Here is a 16,481-nt window from a genome sequence, read left to right as displayed (position 1 = left end):
CCATGGCTGAACCCACACTCCTGACGGTTATTCTGAATTACAAGACACCGGACATGACCCTGCGATCCGTCAGCGCCGCGCGACAGGCGATGGAGGGGATCACAGGCGAGATCATCGTGGTGGACAATGATTCACAGGATGGATCGTTTGAGGCCATCGCGGCCCATGTTCAGGATCAGGGTTGGGACAAGGACAATCGCGTTCGGGTCATCCAGTCCGGTCACAATGGTGGCTTTGGCGCGGGCAACAATGTGGGCATTCGGGCGGGCCTGTCCGATGGCACGCGGCCCGACTATGTTTATATCCTGAACTCTGACGCCTTCCCGTCCGAGAACGCCATAGACCTGCTGTTGGAGCATCTGGAAACCACGCCTCAGGCAGGTTTTGCCGGCAGCTACATCCACGGCGAGGACGGGGATCCACATCTGACCAGCTTTCGATTTCCGTCTATTGCCAGCGAGTTTGAAAGCGGCATCCGCTTTGGGCCGATCAGTCGATTGCTCAAAAACCGGATCGTGCCCATTCCCATCCCGTCCGAGACGCGCCCCGTCGACTGGCTGGCCGGGGCAAGCTTGATGATGCGGCAAAGCGTTCTGGATGAGATCGGCTTCTTTGACGAGCAGTTCTTCCTATATTTTGAGGAAACCGACCTGTGCCGCCGAGCCGCGCTGGCGGGCTATCGCACCGACTACGTACGCCCCAGCGAGGTCATGCATATCGGGTCCGCTTCAACCGGTATGAAAAGCTGGAGCCGAGTGCCAAATTATTGGTTCGACTCGCGCCTGCATTATTTCATCAAGAACCACGGCCGATTATATGCGGCCGGTGCCACCTGCGTACATTTGACCGGTGGTTTCCTGCACTGGTTGCGGTGTTTGATCACCCGTAAGGACAGCGGTGTTCCGCCCCATTTTTTGCGTACCCTGGCCTGGCATGACCTGTCCGCCTGCTTTCGCGCACCCACTCGCAAAGCCACGCAGGACAGCACATCCAAGCCAGTTATTGGAGAGTAACGATGCCTTTCAGCACATTTCTTATTGGCCATGAATCCCTTGTCATTCAATGCGGGGAAATGCTGCTGGAGGCGGGGCACAAAATCCAAGGGGTGGCGACCCGCAACCCGGATGTCGAGGCCTGGGCACAGTCGCATTCCCTGCCTCTGCATGCCGCTGGTCAGGATTTGTCAAACCGGATCGAGGGTGTGTCGTTCGACTGGCTGCTCAGCATCGCCAATCTCGATCTGTTGCCGCAGACGCTTTTGGACAAGGCCAGCAAGGGCGCGGTCAATTTTCATGACGGCCCGCTGCCGCGCTATGCTGGTCTGAACGCGCCGGTTTGGGCCATTCTGAACGGTGAGGCACAGCACGGGATCACCTGGCACAAGATTTCGGGCGGTGTCGATGAGGGCGGGATTGTCGCCCAGAATCTGTTCGATATCAGCGACCGTGAGACCGCCCTGACCTTGAATACCAAATGCTATGGCGCCGCCATCGAAAGCTTTGGAGATGTGATCCGCGCGCTTGAGACGGATCAGCCGACAACCCCGCAAGATCTGTCGCAGCGCAGCTATTTTGCAAAGAACGACCGCCCGGCGGCAGCCGCTAGGCTGGATTTCTCCAAGCCTGCCACTGAGCTAGCCGCTTTGACCCGCGCGTTGGATCATGGAGAATACTGGAACCCGCTTTGCTGTCCGAAGATCGAGCGTGATGGCCAGATCTGGCTGGTCGGCTCGGTCGAGGTCAGCGATCAGCAAAGTGACGCGACACCCGGTACCATTCTGGCAAGCACAGCCGACAGCCTGACCGTTGCAACAGGTGACGGAGTGGTTGAGGTCAGCGGATTGCGCAATGGTTTGGGGGCTTCGGTCTCGACCGATGGGCTGTTGAACGGGGGCAGCGCCCTGCCCGTACCTACCCCAGATCAAGTGGTGCAGATCGACCGTTATGTTTCTGCCACTCTGTCCGCTGAACCCGAATGGCGCATCCGCCTTGAGGCGCTGCAACAGATCGAGATCCCCTTGATCAACACAGCGGCCCCGTCCGGTGCGCCTCGGTCGCAAGTGCTGCACCTTCCAACTGGACTTGACAATATCACCGCCCAAACGGCGTTGGCGGCCCTCATGGCGCGGCTCAGCGACACCATACATCTTGATCTGGCGCTGCGGCTATCGGATGCGGCATCACCCTATCTCAACAGCTGGGTTCCGATCCGCTTTGCGGCTGATCAGGCCTCTGCAGAGGCGCAAGAGGGGCTGAGCCAAACCATCGCACAGGCCCGCGAGATGGGTCCGTTTGCCTGCGATTTACCCGCGCGCATGCCGGGATCAACTCCGCTGCAAACGCCTGCGATCGGTTTGTCCGATGACGTCTCGTTTGGTCTGGTTCCGGGCACAAGCCTGACTCTTGCCGCATCCGGGGATCAGGCCGCGCTGTTTGTGGACAGCGGACATATCTCGGACGCCGCTCTGCACCTGTTTGCGGCCCGGCTGGAAAACCTGCTGGTGGCACTCTCCGGTGCGGCACAGCGCAGTCAGACGATTCAGGACCTTCCGATCTTGCCCGAGACCGAGCGTGCTCAGATCCTGCAGGACTGGAACGATACCGACACCGCATACGATCAGACCTCCTGCGTGCATCAGCATTTCGAGGCGCAGGTCGCACGCACGCCAGATGCCCCGGCGCTGGTCTTCGAGAACCTTAGCTTCTCCTACACCGAGTTGAACGCTCTGGCCAACCAGGTTGCGCATATTCTGCGTGAGATGGGTGTAGGCCCCGATACGCTGGTTGGTCTGCATGTCAAACGATCCCCGCTGCTGTTGATCGGAGCGCTGGGGATCCTGAAGGCGGGCGGAGCTTATGTGCCGATGGATCCGGCCTATCCTGCGGACCGGACGGCGCTGTATCTTGAGGATAGCGGCGCGAAGGTGGTGCTGACGGAATCCGCTCTGGCCGCAAGCCTGCCCGATCACGGCGCGCAAGCCTTGCTGCTTGACACGGACCCACGGCTGGGAACAGCTGCGACAGACAATGTCGACAGCGGCGTGCGTTCGGAGAACCTCGCCTACATGATCTACACCTCCGGCTCGACCGGACGCCCCAAGGGGGTCATGGTTGAACATCGCAACGTGTCGAACTTCTTCACCGGCATGGACGATCGCATCAGTCATGATCCGGCCGGGGTCTGGCTAGCGGTGACCAGCCTGTCCTTCGACATCTCGGTGCTCGAGCTGTTCTGGACGCTGGCGCGCGGCTTCAAGATCGTTCTCAGCGATGATGAAAACCGCGCTTTGGTCGCAGGCGATGCGACCGCCGGAAAATCCATCACCGGCAAGGGGATGGAGTTCAGCCTGTTCTACTGGGGCAACGACGATGGTGTCGGGCGCGACAAGTACAAACTGCTGCTCGAGGGTGCGAAGTTCGGAGATCAGAACGGCTTCTGCGCCGTCTGGACGCCCGAGCGTCATTTCCATGCCTTCGGTGGCCCCTACCCGAACCCGTCCGTGACGGGCGCAGCGGTCGCCGCCGTGACCGAGAATATCGGTGTCCGCGCAGGCAGCTGCGTCGCACCTCTGCACCATACCGCGCGCATTGCCGAAGAATGGGCGGTGATCGACAACCTGACCAACGGGCGCGCGGGGCTTGCCATCGCCTCTGGCTGGCAGCCTGATGATTTTGTCCTGCGACCGGAAAACACGCCGCCGGAAAACAAACCGGCGATGTTAGAGGCGATCAGCACTCTGCGTCAGCTCTGGGCTGGCGAGACAGTGGAATTCCCCACCAAGTCCGGGGATATGCACGGCGTGGTTACGCAGCCGCGCCCGGTATCGAAGAAACTGCCCGTTTGGGTCACCACCGCAGGCAACCCGGACACGTGGCGCGAGGCCGGGGCCATTGGTGCCAACGTGCTGACTCACCTTCTGGGCCAGAGCGTCGATGAAGTCGCCGACAAGATCGGTATCTACCACGCTGCGTTGCGCGAAGCGGGGTATGACCCCGATGATCACACAGTCACCCTGATGCTGCACACCTATGTCGGGCGGGACCGTGAAGAAGTGCGCGAGGTCGCGCGCGAGCCGATGAAGGACTACCTGCGCTCGGCGGCCGGTCTGATCAAGCAATATGCCTGGGCCTTCCCGGCCTTCAAGAAACCCAAAGGTGTCTCGAACCCGTTCCAGCTGGATTTGGGTAGCCTGTCTGATGAGGAGCTCGAAGGCATCCTCGATTTCGCCTTCCTGCGCTATTTCGAGGATTCCGGCCTGTTCGGCACCGTCGAGGACTGCCTGACCCGCGTCGAAGAACTGAAACGCATCGGTGTCGATGAGATCGCCTGCCTGATCGACTACGGTATTTCGGTCGATCAGGTGATGGAAGGTCTGAAGCCTCTGGCCGAAGTTCTGCGCCTGTCCAATCAGGATACAGAACTGGCCGAGGATGACTATTCCATCGCCGCTCAGATCATCCGTCACAACGTCAGCCATCTGCAATGCACCCCAAGCATGGCCCAGATGATCCTGATGAGCGACGAGGCGCGGTTCGCCTTGTCCAAGATCAAGCACATGATGATCGGTGGCGAGGCCCTGCCCGGCTCGCTGGTCAAACAGATCAACAAGCTGTCGCCTGCGCATATCGAAAACATGTACGGGCCGACGGAAACAACGATCTGGTCAACGACCGAAACCGCCGCTTCTGCCGAAGGCGTGATCAATGTCGGCACGCCCATCGCCAACACGCAGGTCTACGTGCTGGACGAACACAGAAACCCCGTTCCCATCGGCGTGGCCGGAGAGCTGTATATCGGCGGCGCTGGCGTCACCCGCGGTTACTGGCAACGCGAAGACCTGACTGCCGAGCGGTTCGTGCCTGACCCATTCTCGGATAGGGCGGGTGCACGGCTCTATCGCACCGGAGATCTGGTGCGCTGGCAGACGGATGGCAAGCTCGATTTCCTGGGCCGGGCCGATCACCAGATCAAACTGCGCGGCTATCGCATTGAACTGGGCGAGATCGAAAGCCTGATCGACGCGCAAGCCGGCGTGCGCCAGTCCGTTGTCATCGCCCGCGAGGACACGCCCGGTCTGGTGCAACTTGCCGCTTATATGACGGTCGACCAGCCGGTGGACGATAAAGCGCTGCGGCGGGCGCTGTCCGGACAACTGCCGGACTACATGGTCCCGACACATTTCGTAACGCTGGAGAGCTTCCCGCTGACACCAAACCGCAAAGTTGACCGCAAGGCCCTGCCTGCCCCGTCAGTGCAGAAGCCCCGCGTTGCGCCCCCGGTATCGGAACCCGCCGCGGGCGGCTCGGTCCCGCAGAAGATCGCAGCGATCTGGTCGCAGATTTTGGGGGTCGCCGATATCAGCGGACGAGACAATTTCTTCGATCTCGGCGGGCATTCCCTGTTGGCCGTACAGGCACACCGGGAAATCCGCAAAGAGTTGAACGTGCCGGGCCTCAGCATCACTGATATCTTCCGCTTCCCGACTTTGGCAGGCTTGGTCGAGACCATCGAGAAGAAAACCGGAGTGAAACCGGCGGACGCAGAACCAGCCCAACTAGCGCAGGACAAAGCCAGCAACCGCAGCGATGCAATGGCCCGCCGCCGCGAAATGCGCGCACGCAGACGGTCGGCATGAACAGGTTTGCGACTTCGCTATCGGAAACAGTATTTTCGCATGCGCGCATGTGTCTGAAACGCCCAGTTCACAGGTTCCAAAAATGATCAAACGATATCTTCCGGCCTTTGTTCTGCTCGCCATCGCCACCATTGTCGGAGTGGTCCGCCTCGGAACGGCCAAGCCGATGGAAGCCGAGGCCTTCGACGCACTATATGACGCGCCGGGCCCGGCACCGGCTATGCCGCAGAACGTCTTTCATCTGGGTCACAGTCTTGTCGGCCCTCTTATACCCGTGATGTTGACGGAACTCGCCGGGGACAAACACAATTACAGCAGCCAATTGGGTTGGGGCACGCCCCTGAAAGGCCATTGGGACGCGGGTGAGGATATCGCCGGTTTTGAGCTTCACAACACACCCTCAGAATACAAGAACGCCAAAGATGCGCTTTCGTCCGGGGAATACAACACATTGGTCCTGACCGAGATGGTCGAAATCCGGGACGCCATCAAATACTTCGATAGCGGAAAATATCTGCATGAATGGGTGCAGTTGGCCAGACAAGCAAACCCGGAGATACGTGTTTATCTCTATGAGACATGGCACCCTCTAGATGGTGAGGAAGACTGGCTGGACCGCCTCGACAAGGATCTGGAGCGCTATTGGGAAAAAGAAATCCTGCGCCGCGCCGCGACGTATGAGGATACACCGCAACCTACCTACGTCATCCCCGCCGGTCAGGTCATGGCACAGTTCGTGCGAGAGGTCGAAAGCAGGGGCGGTGTGGGACCTATTTCCAATCGTCGTGATCTATTTTCCGATAATATCCATCTCAGTGCATACGGCGCTTACCTCGTTGCATTGACCCACTATGCGGTGCTGTACCAGAAATCACCAATCGGGTTACCCTACGAATTGGTATGGATTGATGGTTCTCCCATGGACAATCCTGGTCCAGTAGCTGCTCGATTAATGCAAGAAACCGTCTGGGATGTGGTGCAGCGAAACCGGCGCACTGGGCTTCCTTAGAACTGAGAGCCTTGTAGGGGTGTGAGACTCAATACTACTTCGTTTCAGTTTGCTCGAGAAGTCGCTGCGCAATCGACTCCGCATGACTAAACGCAAGATGATTGTTGTCGGTAAAAAGCGGTCTTTCCTCTACTACAGCTCGGCATATACCATCATCACAAAAAGGTTCGATCAAAGATACGCGGCGTACCCCATTATCATCAATGGTTTCAAACGCATCAAAGATTGTTTCGAAGGTCTTCATGTGTTCGGCAAGCGTTTCGTCAACTGGCCAATCGCGCTCGAACGCAATATTGCCCGCCAATGTTTCGGGCACAGAATCCAATGCGGCAAAAAACGGCTCAATGATAGTCACCCGTTTTCCTGATGTGCGTAGTTGAGAAACAGTTTCGATTAGCTGCTTTTCGAATACTTCGGCCACCTCTGCTTCAGGGACCCAACGTCCCTCAAACGGCTTCCCTCCCACTGGCAATCCCTGACGCCAGATTGACACCAGCACTACTTCTTTGACGCCCGGCGCGCGTTTTGCAAATGCCAAAGCTGACTCAAATATCTCCTGGCATCGATCCCCGCCCGCGCCTAGCACGGGCATGCATCCGTGATTAAACCAAAGCGCACCTCCGCGGCCTTCTTTTGTCAGCCACACATCAAGAGCTCCGGAGAGTGCCAGTGCATGGCTGTCTCCAATAACCAATACTTCCCGCTCGGCATTTTCATTCCCAAGGCCGCAAAATTGATCTATTGCGTCCCCTAGGTACTCGCACTTTTGAAATGAAGACGGAGTGTCTTCTCGAAACGCAAGTATCGCCGACACTTCTGGAGCAAAACGCCCCGGAACACCATCACTACGTATAATCAAGCCAGAGATAGATAAAATTGCAACTGACGCCAATGAAACCATGCCGACGTAGAGCCAGCGTCCCGCCAGCACTTGTCCACGTCGCACTGGCGTTTCAATCAAATAGTAAATGTTGGCGGCTACCAGGAAAGAAAACACAAATCCAAGAACGCGCCATTCAAAGGTAAATTCTAGCGTATGTTCTTGTAGAAAAATCCGGATGGGCCAATGTACCAAATACAATGGGTAGGAAATTTTACCTACCCAAACCATTGGCTTACTTGCCATCATTCGTGTTAATGGCGCGTGCGTTGCATAGCCGCCAATAAGCATCGCTGCAGCGCCAAGGGTGGGCAACAATAAGAACCATCCTGGCACTTGGGTGAGTGGACCATGGACAACCACCGCCGAGGCGATCAACGTAAACCCCAAAGGCCCCATAGCGTACAGCCAAAAACCAGTAGGCTGGCGGTTATGTACCATCAGCGCAAGTAAAGAACCCAACAATAACTCCCAAGCGCGTGTTGGTAAAAGGTAGAAAGACAGCTCTGGCTTAATTGGTGCGAATATCAGCCCCAACCCGAAGGAAGTAAGCATTCCCAATATGACTGCCGGCAAGAGCAATCGTGGAAACCAGCGCCAAATTCCCCAACAGACCAGTGGAAAGAAGAAATAAAACTGCTCTTCTATCGCGAGGGACCACATGTGAAGCAGCGGGACCTCACTCGCTTGGAGGCCAAAATAATTTACATTGCGCCAGAAATAAAAATTCACGACATAGAGAAGAGACCAAAGGGTCTCAGTCGCCAGTTCTGCATATCGATAGGGTAGAAACAGAAACCATCCGGCAACAAGCGTCAAAAAAAGTGTTGCAACCAGAGCAGGGTAGAGCCGCCGAATCCGTCTATAAAGAAAGTAACCGAAATGAAAACGCCCGGCTTCTAGGTCACGACAGATAATCCCGGTTATCAAAAATCCGGATATGACAAAGAATATATCAACTCCGACAAAACCAGCCCTACCAATCGCAAAGAGATCAAAGTGAAACACTAAGACCAGCAGTACCGCTACTGTCCGGAGACCATCAATGTCAGCTCTATACTCCATATGGTTCTCAAAATCGCTTTGGGTTGGGTTTGCAAAACTCTAGCAGGTTTTCAGCCCAATAAGTTCTTCAGATAAGCGCCATATGTGGACTTGGCAAATAGCTGAGCCCGCTCTTCAAGTGCCGCATCGTCTACCCAGCCGTTTTGCCAAGCGATCTCATCCAAGCTGCCGGTTTGCATTCCTTGCCGATCTGTCAGTGTCCGCACGAAGTTCCCCGCATCCAGCAGAGACCCGTGCGTACCGGTATCCAGCCAGGCAAAGCCGCGGCCCATGGTCTGAACGTTCAGCAGACCTTCGGTCAGGTACATCTCGAGCAGGGATGTGACCTCCAACTCGCCACGCTCGGACGGCTGGACCTGACGGGCGCGCGCCGGGGCGTCGCCGTCGAGGAAATAGAGGCCGGTCACCGCATAGTTTGAGGGTGGGACTTTCGGCTTCTCGATGATGCCGCGTACTTTCTGCCCTTCGAAATCGACCACGCCGTAGCGTTCGGGATCGGCCACACGATAGGCGAAGACAGTTCCGCCGCTCTCTTGCGCATCTGCAGCACGCAACAGGTCAGGCAAGCCGTGGCCGAAAAAGATATTGTCTCCCAGGATCATCGCGGATGGCGCACCTGCCAGAAAATCCTCGGCCAATGTATAGGCTTGCGCCAGACCATCCGGCGATGGCTGCGTGATCCAGGTCAGCGACAGGCCGTACTGGCTGCCATCGCCCAACAGACGCTGGAACTGCTCCTGATCCTCTGGCGTCGTGATGATCGCGATCTCACGGATATGCGACAGCATGAGCACGCTCAGCGGGTAGAAGATCATCGGCTTGTCATAGATCGGCAGCAGCTGCTTTGAGACCGCCATGGTGATCGGATACAGCCGCGTTCCCGAGCCGCCCGCCAGAATGATACCTTTGCGTTGCATGATCTATCCTTTCAAAGCAGGGCAGTCTGTGACCTTCAACTCGGCCAGCACCTGCATCAGGCCCGCTTTCCAGTCAGGCTGCCCAAGCCCGTAAATGTCATTGAGCCGCGAACACTCCAGCCGCGAATTCAGCGGTCTGGGGGCCGGGGTCGGGTAATCTGTTGTCGGAATATCGGTGATCTGAGTGGCCAGACCCGCCTGCGAGACAATTTCGCGCGCGAAACCGGCCCAGCTGACATCGGGTGCCCCGGAATAGTGAAACACCCCGCCTTCAGCGCGCCCTCTGGCCATGGTCAGCAGCGCCCCGGCGATATCGGCGGCCGGGGTCGGTCCGCCGATCTGGTCGGCCACGATGGTCAGGCTGTCTCGGGCCTCAGCCAGCCTCAGGATGGTTTTGACAAAGTTATGACCGTGGGCTGAGAACACCCAGCTTGTCCGCAGGATCGCATGCCATCCGCCTGCTTGGGCGATCTGGCGCTCTCCCTCCAGCTTAGTTTGGCCATATACACCCAACGGACCGGTCGGGTCTTGGACAGCCCGAGGCAAGGCCCCTGCCCCGTCAAAAACATAGTCGGTCGAGATATGCAGAAAAGGCAAATCACGCTCTGCCGCAGCCCGCGCCATGACACCCGGCGCCTCGCCATTGATCATCCGGGCCAGCGCGGGTTCATCTTCGGCCTTATCGACCGCCGTATAGGCGGCGGCGTTGATGATCACATCGGCATCTGTGTTGCGGATCGCGGCAGCGCAGCTTTGTGGATCAGACAGGTCCGCTTGGGACCGGTCCAGCGCCTCGATCGTGATGTCATGCGCCGACGCATGCCTGCGCAGTTCCGTGGCCACCTGTCCGCTATGCCCGAAGACCAGCGCTTTCATCCGGCCACCCCGAGCCGCTCTCCAACGCCACTGCGGTCCTGAAGGGCGGCCAACCATGCACCATTGTCCAGATACCACTGAACTGTCTGCTCCAGCCCGGTTTCAGGTGTGTAAGAGGGTTGCCAGTTCAGTTCTTCCCGGATACGGGCCGGGTCGATGGCATAGCGACGATCGTGGCCGGGCCGGTCGGTGACAAACGTGATCAGATCGGCATAGGGCGTTTTGCCCGGCTTCAACCGGTCGAGGATCGCACAGAGCATTTTGACCAGATCGAGATTGGTCATCTCGTTCTCGCCGCCAATATTATAGCTGCGGCCCAGCTTGCCTTGCTCCAACACCAAAAGCAGCGCCTCGGCATGATCTTCGACATGCAGCCAGTCCCGGATGTTGTCCCCTGCCCCATAGATCGGAATCGGCTTGCCAGCCAACGCGTTCAGGATCACCACCGGGATCAGCTTTTCGGGAAACTGGTAGGGACCGTAATTGTTCGAACAATTGGTCAGAACCACCGGCAGGCCGTAGGTTTCATGCCAGGCCCGAACCAGATGATCCGACCCCGCTTTTGAGGCCGAATAAGGTGAATTTGGCTGATAAGGACTATCTTCGGTGAAAAAGCCTGTCTCGCCGAGTGACCCAAAGACCTCATCGGTCGAGATGTGATGGAAGCGGAACGTATCAGGTTTGCCTACCCCGGCCCAATAGGCCCGCGCGGCTTCCAGCAGGACGTAGGTGCCAGTGATGTTGGTGTCGATAAACGCTGCGGGTCCGTCAATCGAGCGGTCAACATGGCTTTCGGCGGCGAGATGCGTGATCGTATCGGGCTGGTGTTTATTCAGGATCGCGGCCATCGCGCCTGCATCCCGGATGTCGGCTTGCTCAAAAACATAGCCCGGTGCATCCGCCACAGAGGCGACATTATCCAGACAGGCCGCATAGGTCAGCGCATCAACATTGACGACCGAATGACCATCGGCAATTGCGCGCCGGATCACGGCAGAGCCGATGAAGCCCGCGCCGCCTGTCACCAGAATTTTCATTTGATATCCTCAATTGTGAACGGGCTGTCGATGTCCCGCAAAAAACGGTGCGATTTTATCTTTATCAGACAATTGCGGTTCGGCCAGATCGAGCGGCTATTTGATTTCTATATGGAGATTATCCAACCGCATGGTATCTTCTGTGTCTATAGTATGAAAACCCAACCATCTATAGAATACCTCAGCTTCGGTTACCAACGCCGTGAACCCATGTGTGGAACCTAACCGGAGAGTGCTTATCACATACAGTCGGAAAGATTAAACAACCCGATTTCAGCGACGCCGGCTGTTCCCGTTACTAGACCGGCACTGCAACTACTACAAGAGACCCGCCAAACGGCATTGGCATTCCAAGCCTCCTAAGAATGGCTTCTACTGACATTACAGCGGATAAGACAGCATTCCCAAATCGAGAAATATTGAATTCATCCTCTGGGTTGTAGCAATCCAAGTGTTGTTTGCGTCGACGTGACACAAACATCAGAGGAGAGAGAAGAAATACATAGGACGTCCTGTACTCAACCTTGAGGCCTGCTGTAAGGAGCTTATCCTGCAATTCGGCAAACGAATACCGGCGTTCATGCTTGGCAAAGACATCTGCCTCAGACCAAAGCGACATGTGTTGTGGGACCGTAATGAAAAATCTTGAATGCTCATCTCTTAGCGCACTACGAATGGACTTCATTACCTCCAAATCGGCATCTATATGTTCAAGAACATCAAAGGCGCAAATGATATCATATACAGTGCTTTCATCAAGATCTCGCGCGTCAAGTTGGTGAAATGAAATGCCGGGCAAGCGTTTGCGAGCATTGACTAAACCCGTATTTAGAAATTCCGTCCCAGTTATTTTTGATCCAGGAAATTCTTTACTGATTGCCTCGGTCACAAGGCCATTTCCGCATCCGATTTCTAGAATTTGATTGTGCGATCTTCCAAACTTCTTTAGTAGGTTTACTATTAGCTTGTTGCGGTTCTGAAACCACCAGTGCCAGTCCTCATATTTTTTAAGTAGATCAAATGCTTCTTCATCAAAACCAGTATTTCGTTTCATACGAGGCAACTTACTATAAGGTTGTTTGTGTGACTACCAAAAATGACATTGAGTTCTTTTGTACCTGCGTAGAGCGTTATATTCTTACCGACCGATTCTGAAAGCATATCTCATCCACATTTCTCAAAAACAAAAGGAATATCTATTTCCCACAAATATGGTGCTGCTTTATCTTTACCAGACAACTGCGGATTGGCTATCTTAAGAGGCCAGCTAATTCCGATATCAGGATCATCCCACCGAACAGCACCTTCTGTTTCCGGGGCATAGGTATCAGAACATTTGTAGATGATCTCTGTATTCGGTTCCAATGTCATGAAGCCGTGAGCAAAACCGACGGGCACCAGCATCATCCGGCCATTGTCGAAGCTGAGTTCTTCCCCAACCCATTGACCGAAAGTCGGTGAGCCTTTGCGAATATCCACGGCGACGTCAAAAAGCCGGCCTCGTCCGCAGCGCACCAGCTTGGCCTGTGCTCGTGGGGGGACTTGGAAATGTAAGCCGCGTACGGTGCCGGCGGTGTCGGAAAGTGAGCGGTTATCCTGTACGAACACGGTTCCGATGCCCTTAGCTGCAAAGCTGTCTAGGTTGTAAATTTCCTCGAAAAAACCACGCTGATCGCCAAAGCGTTTGGGTGTGATCAGCTTGACAGCCGAGATAGAAAGAGGAACCATGTCCATAGCTAAAAGTTCTCATGTAATCCACCTGAACTACATTTTCAGGAGTCTTTCTAGACCTGTTCTTACATGACAAAATCTCTTGTCAACTTCTAAAAGTATAAGTTAGTCGCTCATTGTAACAAATGGCAAAGGCTGATAAAGTTAGGGGCGTTTCCCTTGCCTTTTTATACCCGCTATCTACCAAGTTTATGTTTTGATTTTGGAGCCTTTAGCTTGAAAATATCTAATAGAAAAAGAATTCTGGTGATTGGCGGGGCTGGCTTCTTGGGCTCACACCTTTGCGAGCGCTTGCTTCACTGCAAATCCGCCGCATAGTCAAACCAACCAGATGCGCCAGATCCTCTTTTAGCTCAGGCGGCCATCTGTCCCAAAATCCCCGACGACGGACATAAGGCTCTTTCGTTGCTCTGAAACCCGATTTTCCGGCCATTTTTTGATTAGGTTTTTTGTGCCGAATTCCTGATTGGGAGAAGGAACGACAAAGATGAAAGCAGCTAGATTTACGGATGGGCTGATAGTCTTTGCGGCATGGTTGAGTATCTCAAGAAGAGGGAAGCTGGGTGTTCAGCGTTGTTCAGGGTGGAGGGTTGTACGTATCAACTCAAAAGGGAGGACAAATTCACTCACTGCAAAATTCGGCTAGCTCATTTGGCACTGTCACTAAGTTAGAGCACTGTTGGTTTGGCGCAGTACCAAACTCGCCCCGAAGCTGATTACCAGCCCGACGGCGGCCAGTGAAAGGAGCATTGAACCCGCGAAATACGTTTCTCCCGGCATCGTGAGGTTGCTCACATCGGCAACATTGTTGACGCGCCAGATGAGAAAGAGACAGGCTGCCCCAATCGTCAGCAAAACGCGCGGCAAGAGCACCAACAGAGGAACCAATGGCACGAGAATAACAGCGTCATAAGTATGAAGTGGCACCGTGGCTATAACAAGGGCAACCGCGCATCCTGCTGCAATCGCCCGCCTAGGTGCTGCATCTTCGTTGCGGGAAATCCATCCAATCAATGCGCAAAGCACTAAGGCAGCAAGCGTGAGTGGGATGGTCGAAATATCGCAACCCGCGATATGATGGAAAAGATTCCGCAATCCGGTGGTGCTAGGAGGGAAGTTGACTTGGTATTCTCCATATTCTCCAATGCGCTGCACCATCAATGACAGCACATTGCCGGCCCCGTGCAGCAAGAAAGGCTGCAGCGACGACAACAAAACAAAGATGCCGCTGCCGATCAGTGCAGGCCACCAAAACCTCGAGACAATTAACAAGCCTGCCAGAGGCAAACCAACCGTCGGTTTCAAGGCCAGAATGATCAATGCTATCAACATCATCCATCGATTTCGTGACAGCCAAGATATAAGGAAAAGCGTCACACCCAGCATGACTAAGATGCTGGTTTGCCCCAAAGCCAACGTGAACGCAGTGGCAGAGGCCAGTGAGGCAAAGATACCCATCGCGATAAATGCACCCCGCTCCACCCCGGGCAGAAACGTCGATAGCCGTTGCCAGTAAAACAGGCAAGTCCCGACTAAGAGCAATCCGTTTAATGCGCGCCAAGCTTGTCCTGAGAGCGTGTACTCAGCTCTCGCGCTCACAACAGCAAGCGGCCACCAATTCGGGGGATAGAACCAAGCATGCGGCCTGTTCAGACCAACAAACAATACATCTCCAGTCTCGGCATAGACGTCCGAATAAGGATTGGCACCATCGTTCCAAAGATAGCCCGCCAGCCAAATACTTTTGAAGTCTATTGTATCAGACGGGTCTAAAAACGACTTTTGTGCTAGGTACGCGAGACCAAGAAAAAGTATCGCAAGTCCGCAAAGCAGAAGAATTCGTGAAATCAGCCAATTTATTTTTAGTTGCACGTTACCCCTCACTTAAAAACGTAAAACCGACTCATCAGAAAGAACACACCTGTGTATGTTACCATGGCTGGAATCTGTGCGATGCCCGGCGAAAGGCCCATCTCGATTCCTCCATGCAGTACCGCTAGATTTACTGCTAGGCTGACACCGAAGCCGAAAAAAAACTGGATTGCACGCTTGGCGCTTGGCGCATGATTGAATGTAAACTTGGAGTTTAAGAAAAATGAACTGCACACAGCGACGCAATGACCAATTACATTAGAAACTCCCGGCGGGGTGCCTACAATGTATAAAAAACCGTAGAAAACCGTTAAACCGACAAGCGTGTTCACGACGCCGACCAGACCAAAGGCAACGGCTTGCAGCAACAATTCATTCAATCGCGATTGCTTGGATGTATCCGTGGCCAGCTTAGGCACGTTTGAACACCTCCTTGATGTCGTCGATTGAGCCCGGATCTTTGTCGCTAGATTGATCATAGTCAGAACTCACTAGTACATCTTGCACGAAGTACAGCGGGCGCTGCTTGGTTTCGTTGAAGATGCGACCAAGGTATTCGCCAATAACGCCCAGAACCATGAGCTGAACACCCCCGATCAGCGTGACAATGGCGACGAGTGACGGAAACCCATCGACCGGATCGCCAAAGAAAAGCGCTTTTAACACGATGTAGATTCCGTAGACAAAAGCAAGCATTGCGACCAATAGCCCAATGTAAGTCGACAGTTTCAGGGGCAGTATGGTGAACGAGGTGACCGCTTCGAGGGACAAGTTCCAAAGCTTCCAATAGCTCCATTTAGTCTCATCGGCAAAGCGAGGGTCGCGGTCGTATTCAATTGCGATCTGACGAAAGCCCACAACCGCAAACAGGCCCTTCATAAAACGGTGCTGCTCACGTAACTGAAGCAAAGCATCTAGAGATTTCCGGTCCATCAAGCGAAAGTCACCAACATTAGCAGGAAGTTTGACCTTTCCACCAACCCGGCTCATAGTTTTATAGAACAACTGGGCGGTTTTCTTTTTTAGCCATGTTTCACCTGCGCGGCTGCGGCGCTGTGCGTAGACGACGTTGTATCCCTCGTGATGCTTTTTGATCATTGACGGGATCAGCTCAGGTGGGTCCTGCAAGTCGGCGTCAATAGGGACCACCACGTCACCGCGCGCGTGGTCCAAGCCAGCCGATAGGGCGATCTCTTTGCCATAATTGCGACTCAGATCAATTACTATAATCGAAACTTCGGTGTTCATAAGCTCGCGTAAGCGATCCAATGTTTCGTCCGAGCTGCCGTCATTCACATAGATAATTTCGAGTTCGATGCCGTCAATTTTGCACGCCGTCTTTGTGCGCTTATGAAACTCAGCAATACCGTTTTGTTCATTATAACAAGGAACTACAATAGAAAGTAACATAAACCAGATATCCACAAATACACTCAGATAGCACCACTTGAACGAACCG

The 16,481-nt window shown here is 54.8% G+C and carries 12 protein-coding genes; 3 read left to right on the top strand and 9 right to left on the bottom strand.

The window, feature by feature from the left end:
- Window positions 1-2: 2 nt before the first annotated feature.
- The 3 genes from ACR0AI_RS21240 to ACR0AI_RS21230 all read left to right on the top strand — a co-directional run bounded on the left by ACR0AI_RS21240 (window position 3) and on the right by ACR0AI_RS21230 (window position 6,644).
- A complete protein-coding gene (locus ACR0AI_RS21240; protein ID WP_480676881.1) occupies window positions 3-1,013 on the top strand; it encodes a glycosyltransferase family 2 protein in 1,011 nt (336 codons plus the stop codon).
- 2 nt (window positions 1,014-1,015) lie between these two features.
- Entirely contained in the window at window positions 1,016-5,635 is a 4,620-nt protein-coding gene (locus ACR0AI_RS21235; RefSeq protein ID WP_480676882.1) for a MupA/Atu3671 family FMN-dependent luciferase-like monooxygenase, read from the top strand.
- Between the two features lie 82 nt (window positions 5,636-5,717).
- Window positions 5,718-6,644 carry a hypothetical protein gene (locus ACR0AI_RS21230; protein WP_480676884.1) on the top strand — a complete coding sequence of 309 codons (927 nt, stop codon included), beginning with the start codon at window positions 5,718-5,720 and terminating at the stop codon, window positions 6,642-6,644.
- A 34-nt stretch (window positions 6,645-6,678) separates the two neighbouring features.
- Here ACR0AI_RS21230 and ACR0AI_RS21225 read toward each other — a convergent pair whose 3' ends face one another.
- The 9 genes from ACR0AI_RS21225 to ACR0AI_RS21185 all read right to left on the bottom strand — a co-directional run bounded on the left by ACR0AI_RS21225 (window position 6,679) and on the right by ACR0AI_RS21185 (window position 16,447).
- Window positions 6,679-8,589: an acyltransferase family protein gene (locus ACR0AI_RS21225; protein WP_480676885.1), complete on the bottom strand. Its 1,911-nt coding sequence runs from the start codon at window positions 8,587-8,589 to the stop codon at window positions 6,679-6,681.
- Between the two features lie 50 nt (window positions 8,590-8,639).
- Complete coding sequence (gene rfbA / locus ACR0AI_RS21220; RefSeq protein ID WP_480676887.1) at window positions 8,640-9,506, bottom strand: glucose-1-phosphate thymidylyltransferase RfbA; 867 nt, start codon at window positions 9,504-9,506, stop codon at window positions 8,640-8,642.
- A 3-nt stretch (window positions 9,507-9,509) separates the two neighbouring features.
- The gene (rfbD, locus tag ACR0AI_RS21215; RefSeq protein WP_480676889.1) at window positions 9,510-10,382 is read right to left on the bottom strand and encodes a dTDP-4-dehydrorhamnose reductase; all 873 of its coding nucleotides are present in this window, start codon (window positions 10,380-10,382) and stop codon (window positions 9,510-9,512) included.
- On the bottom strand, window positions 10,379-11,419 hold the full coding sequence (gene rfbB / locus ACR0AI_RS21210; RefSeq protein WP_480676891.1) for a dTDP-glucose 4,6-dehydratase: 1,041 nt from the start codon (window positions 11,417-11,419) through the stop codon (window positions 10,379-10,381). The genes rfbD and rfbB overlap by 4 nt, the downstream gene beginning before the upstream one ends.
- 298 nt (window positions 11,420-11,717) lie before the next feature.
- Complete coding sequence (locus ACR0AI_RS21205) at window positions 11,718-12,473, bottom strand: methyltransferase (RefSeq protein ID WP_480676893.1); 756 nt, start codon at window positions 12,471-12,473, stop codon at window positions 11,718-11,720.
- A gap of 110 nt (window positions 12,474-12,583) precedes the next feature.
- Window positions 12,584-13,153, bottom strand: coding sequence for a dTDP-4-dehydrorhamnose 3,5-epimerase (rfbC, locus tag ACR0AI_RS21200; RefSeq protein WP_480676895.1), 570 nt, complete (start codon window positions 13,151-13,153; stop codon window positions 12,584-12,586).
- Between the two features lie 660 nt (window positions 13,154-13,813).
- A complete protein-coding gene (locus ACR0AI_RS21195) occupies window positions 13,814-15,022 on the bottom strand; it encodes a glycosyltransferase family 87 protein (protein WP_480676897.1) in 1,209 nt (402 codons plus the stop codon).
- Window positions 15,023-15,030: 8 nt separating this feature from the next.
- Window positions 15,031-15,441, bottom strand: coding sequence for a GtrA family protein (locus tag ACR0AI_RS21190; RefSeq protein WP_480676899.1), 411 nt, complete (start codon window positions 15,439-15,441; stop codon window positions 15,031-15,033).
- Complete coding sequence (locus ACR0AI_RS21185; protein WP_480676901.1) at window positions 15,434-16,447, bottom strand: glycosyltransferase family 2 protein; 1,014 nt, start codon at window positions 16,445-16,447, stop codon at window positions 15,434-15,436. Before ACR0AI_RS21185 ends, ACR0AI_RS21190 begins: the two co-directional genes overlap by 8 nt.
- Window positions 16,448-16,481 lie beyond the last annotated feature (34 nt).

It is taken from the genome of Ruegeria sp. BG3 (assembly GCF_056538485.1).
The sequence above is the reverse complement of the archived record's forward strand: the minus strand, read 5'-3'. Positions and strand labels throughout refer to the sequence as shown.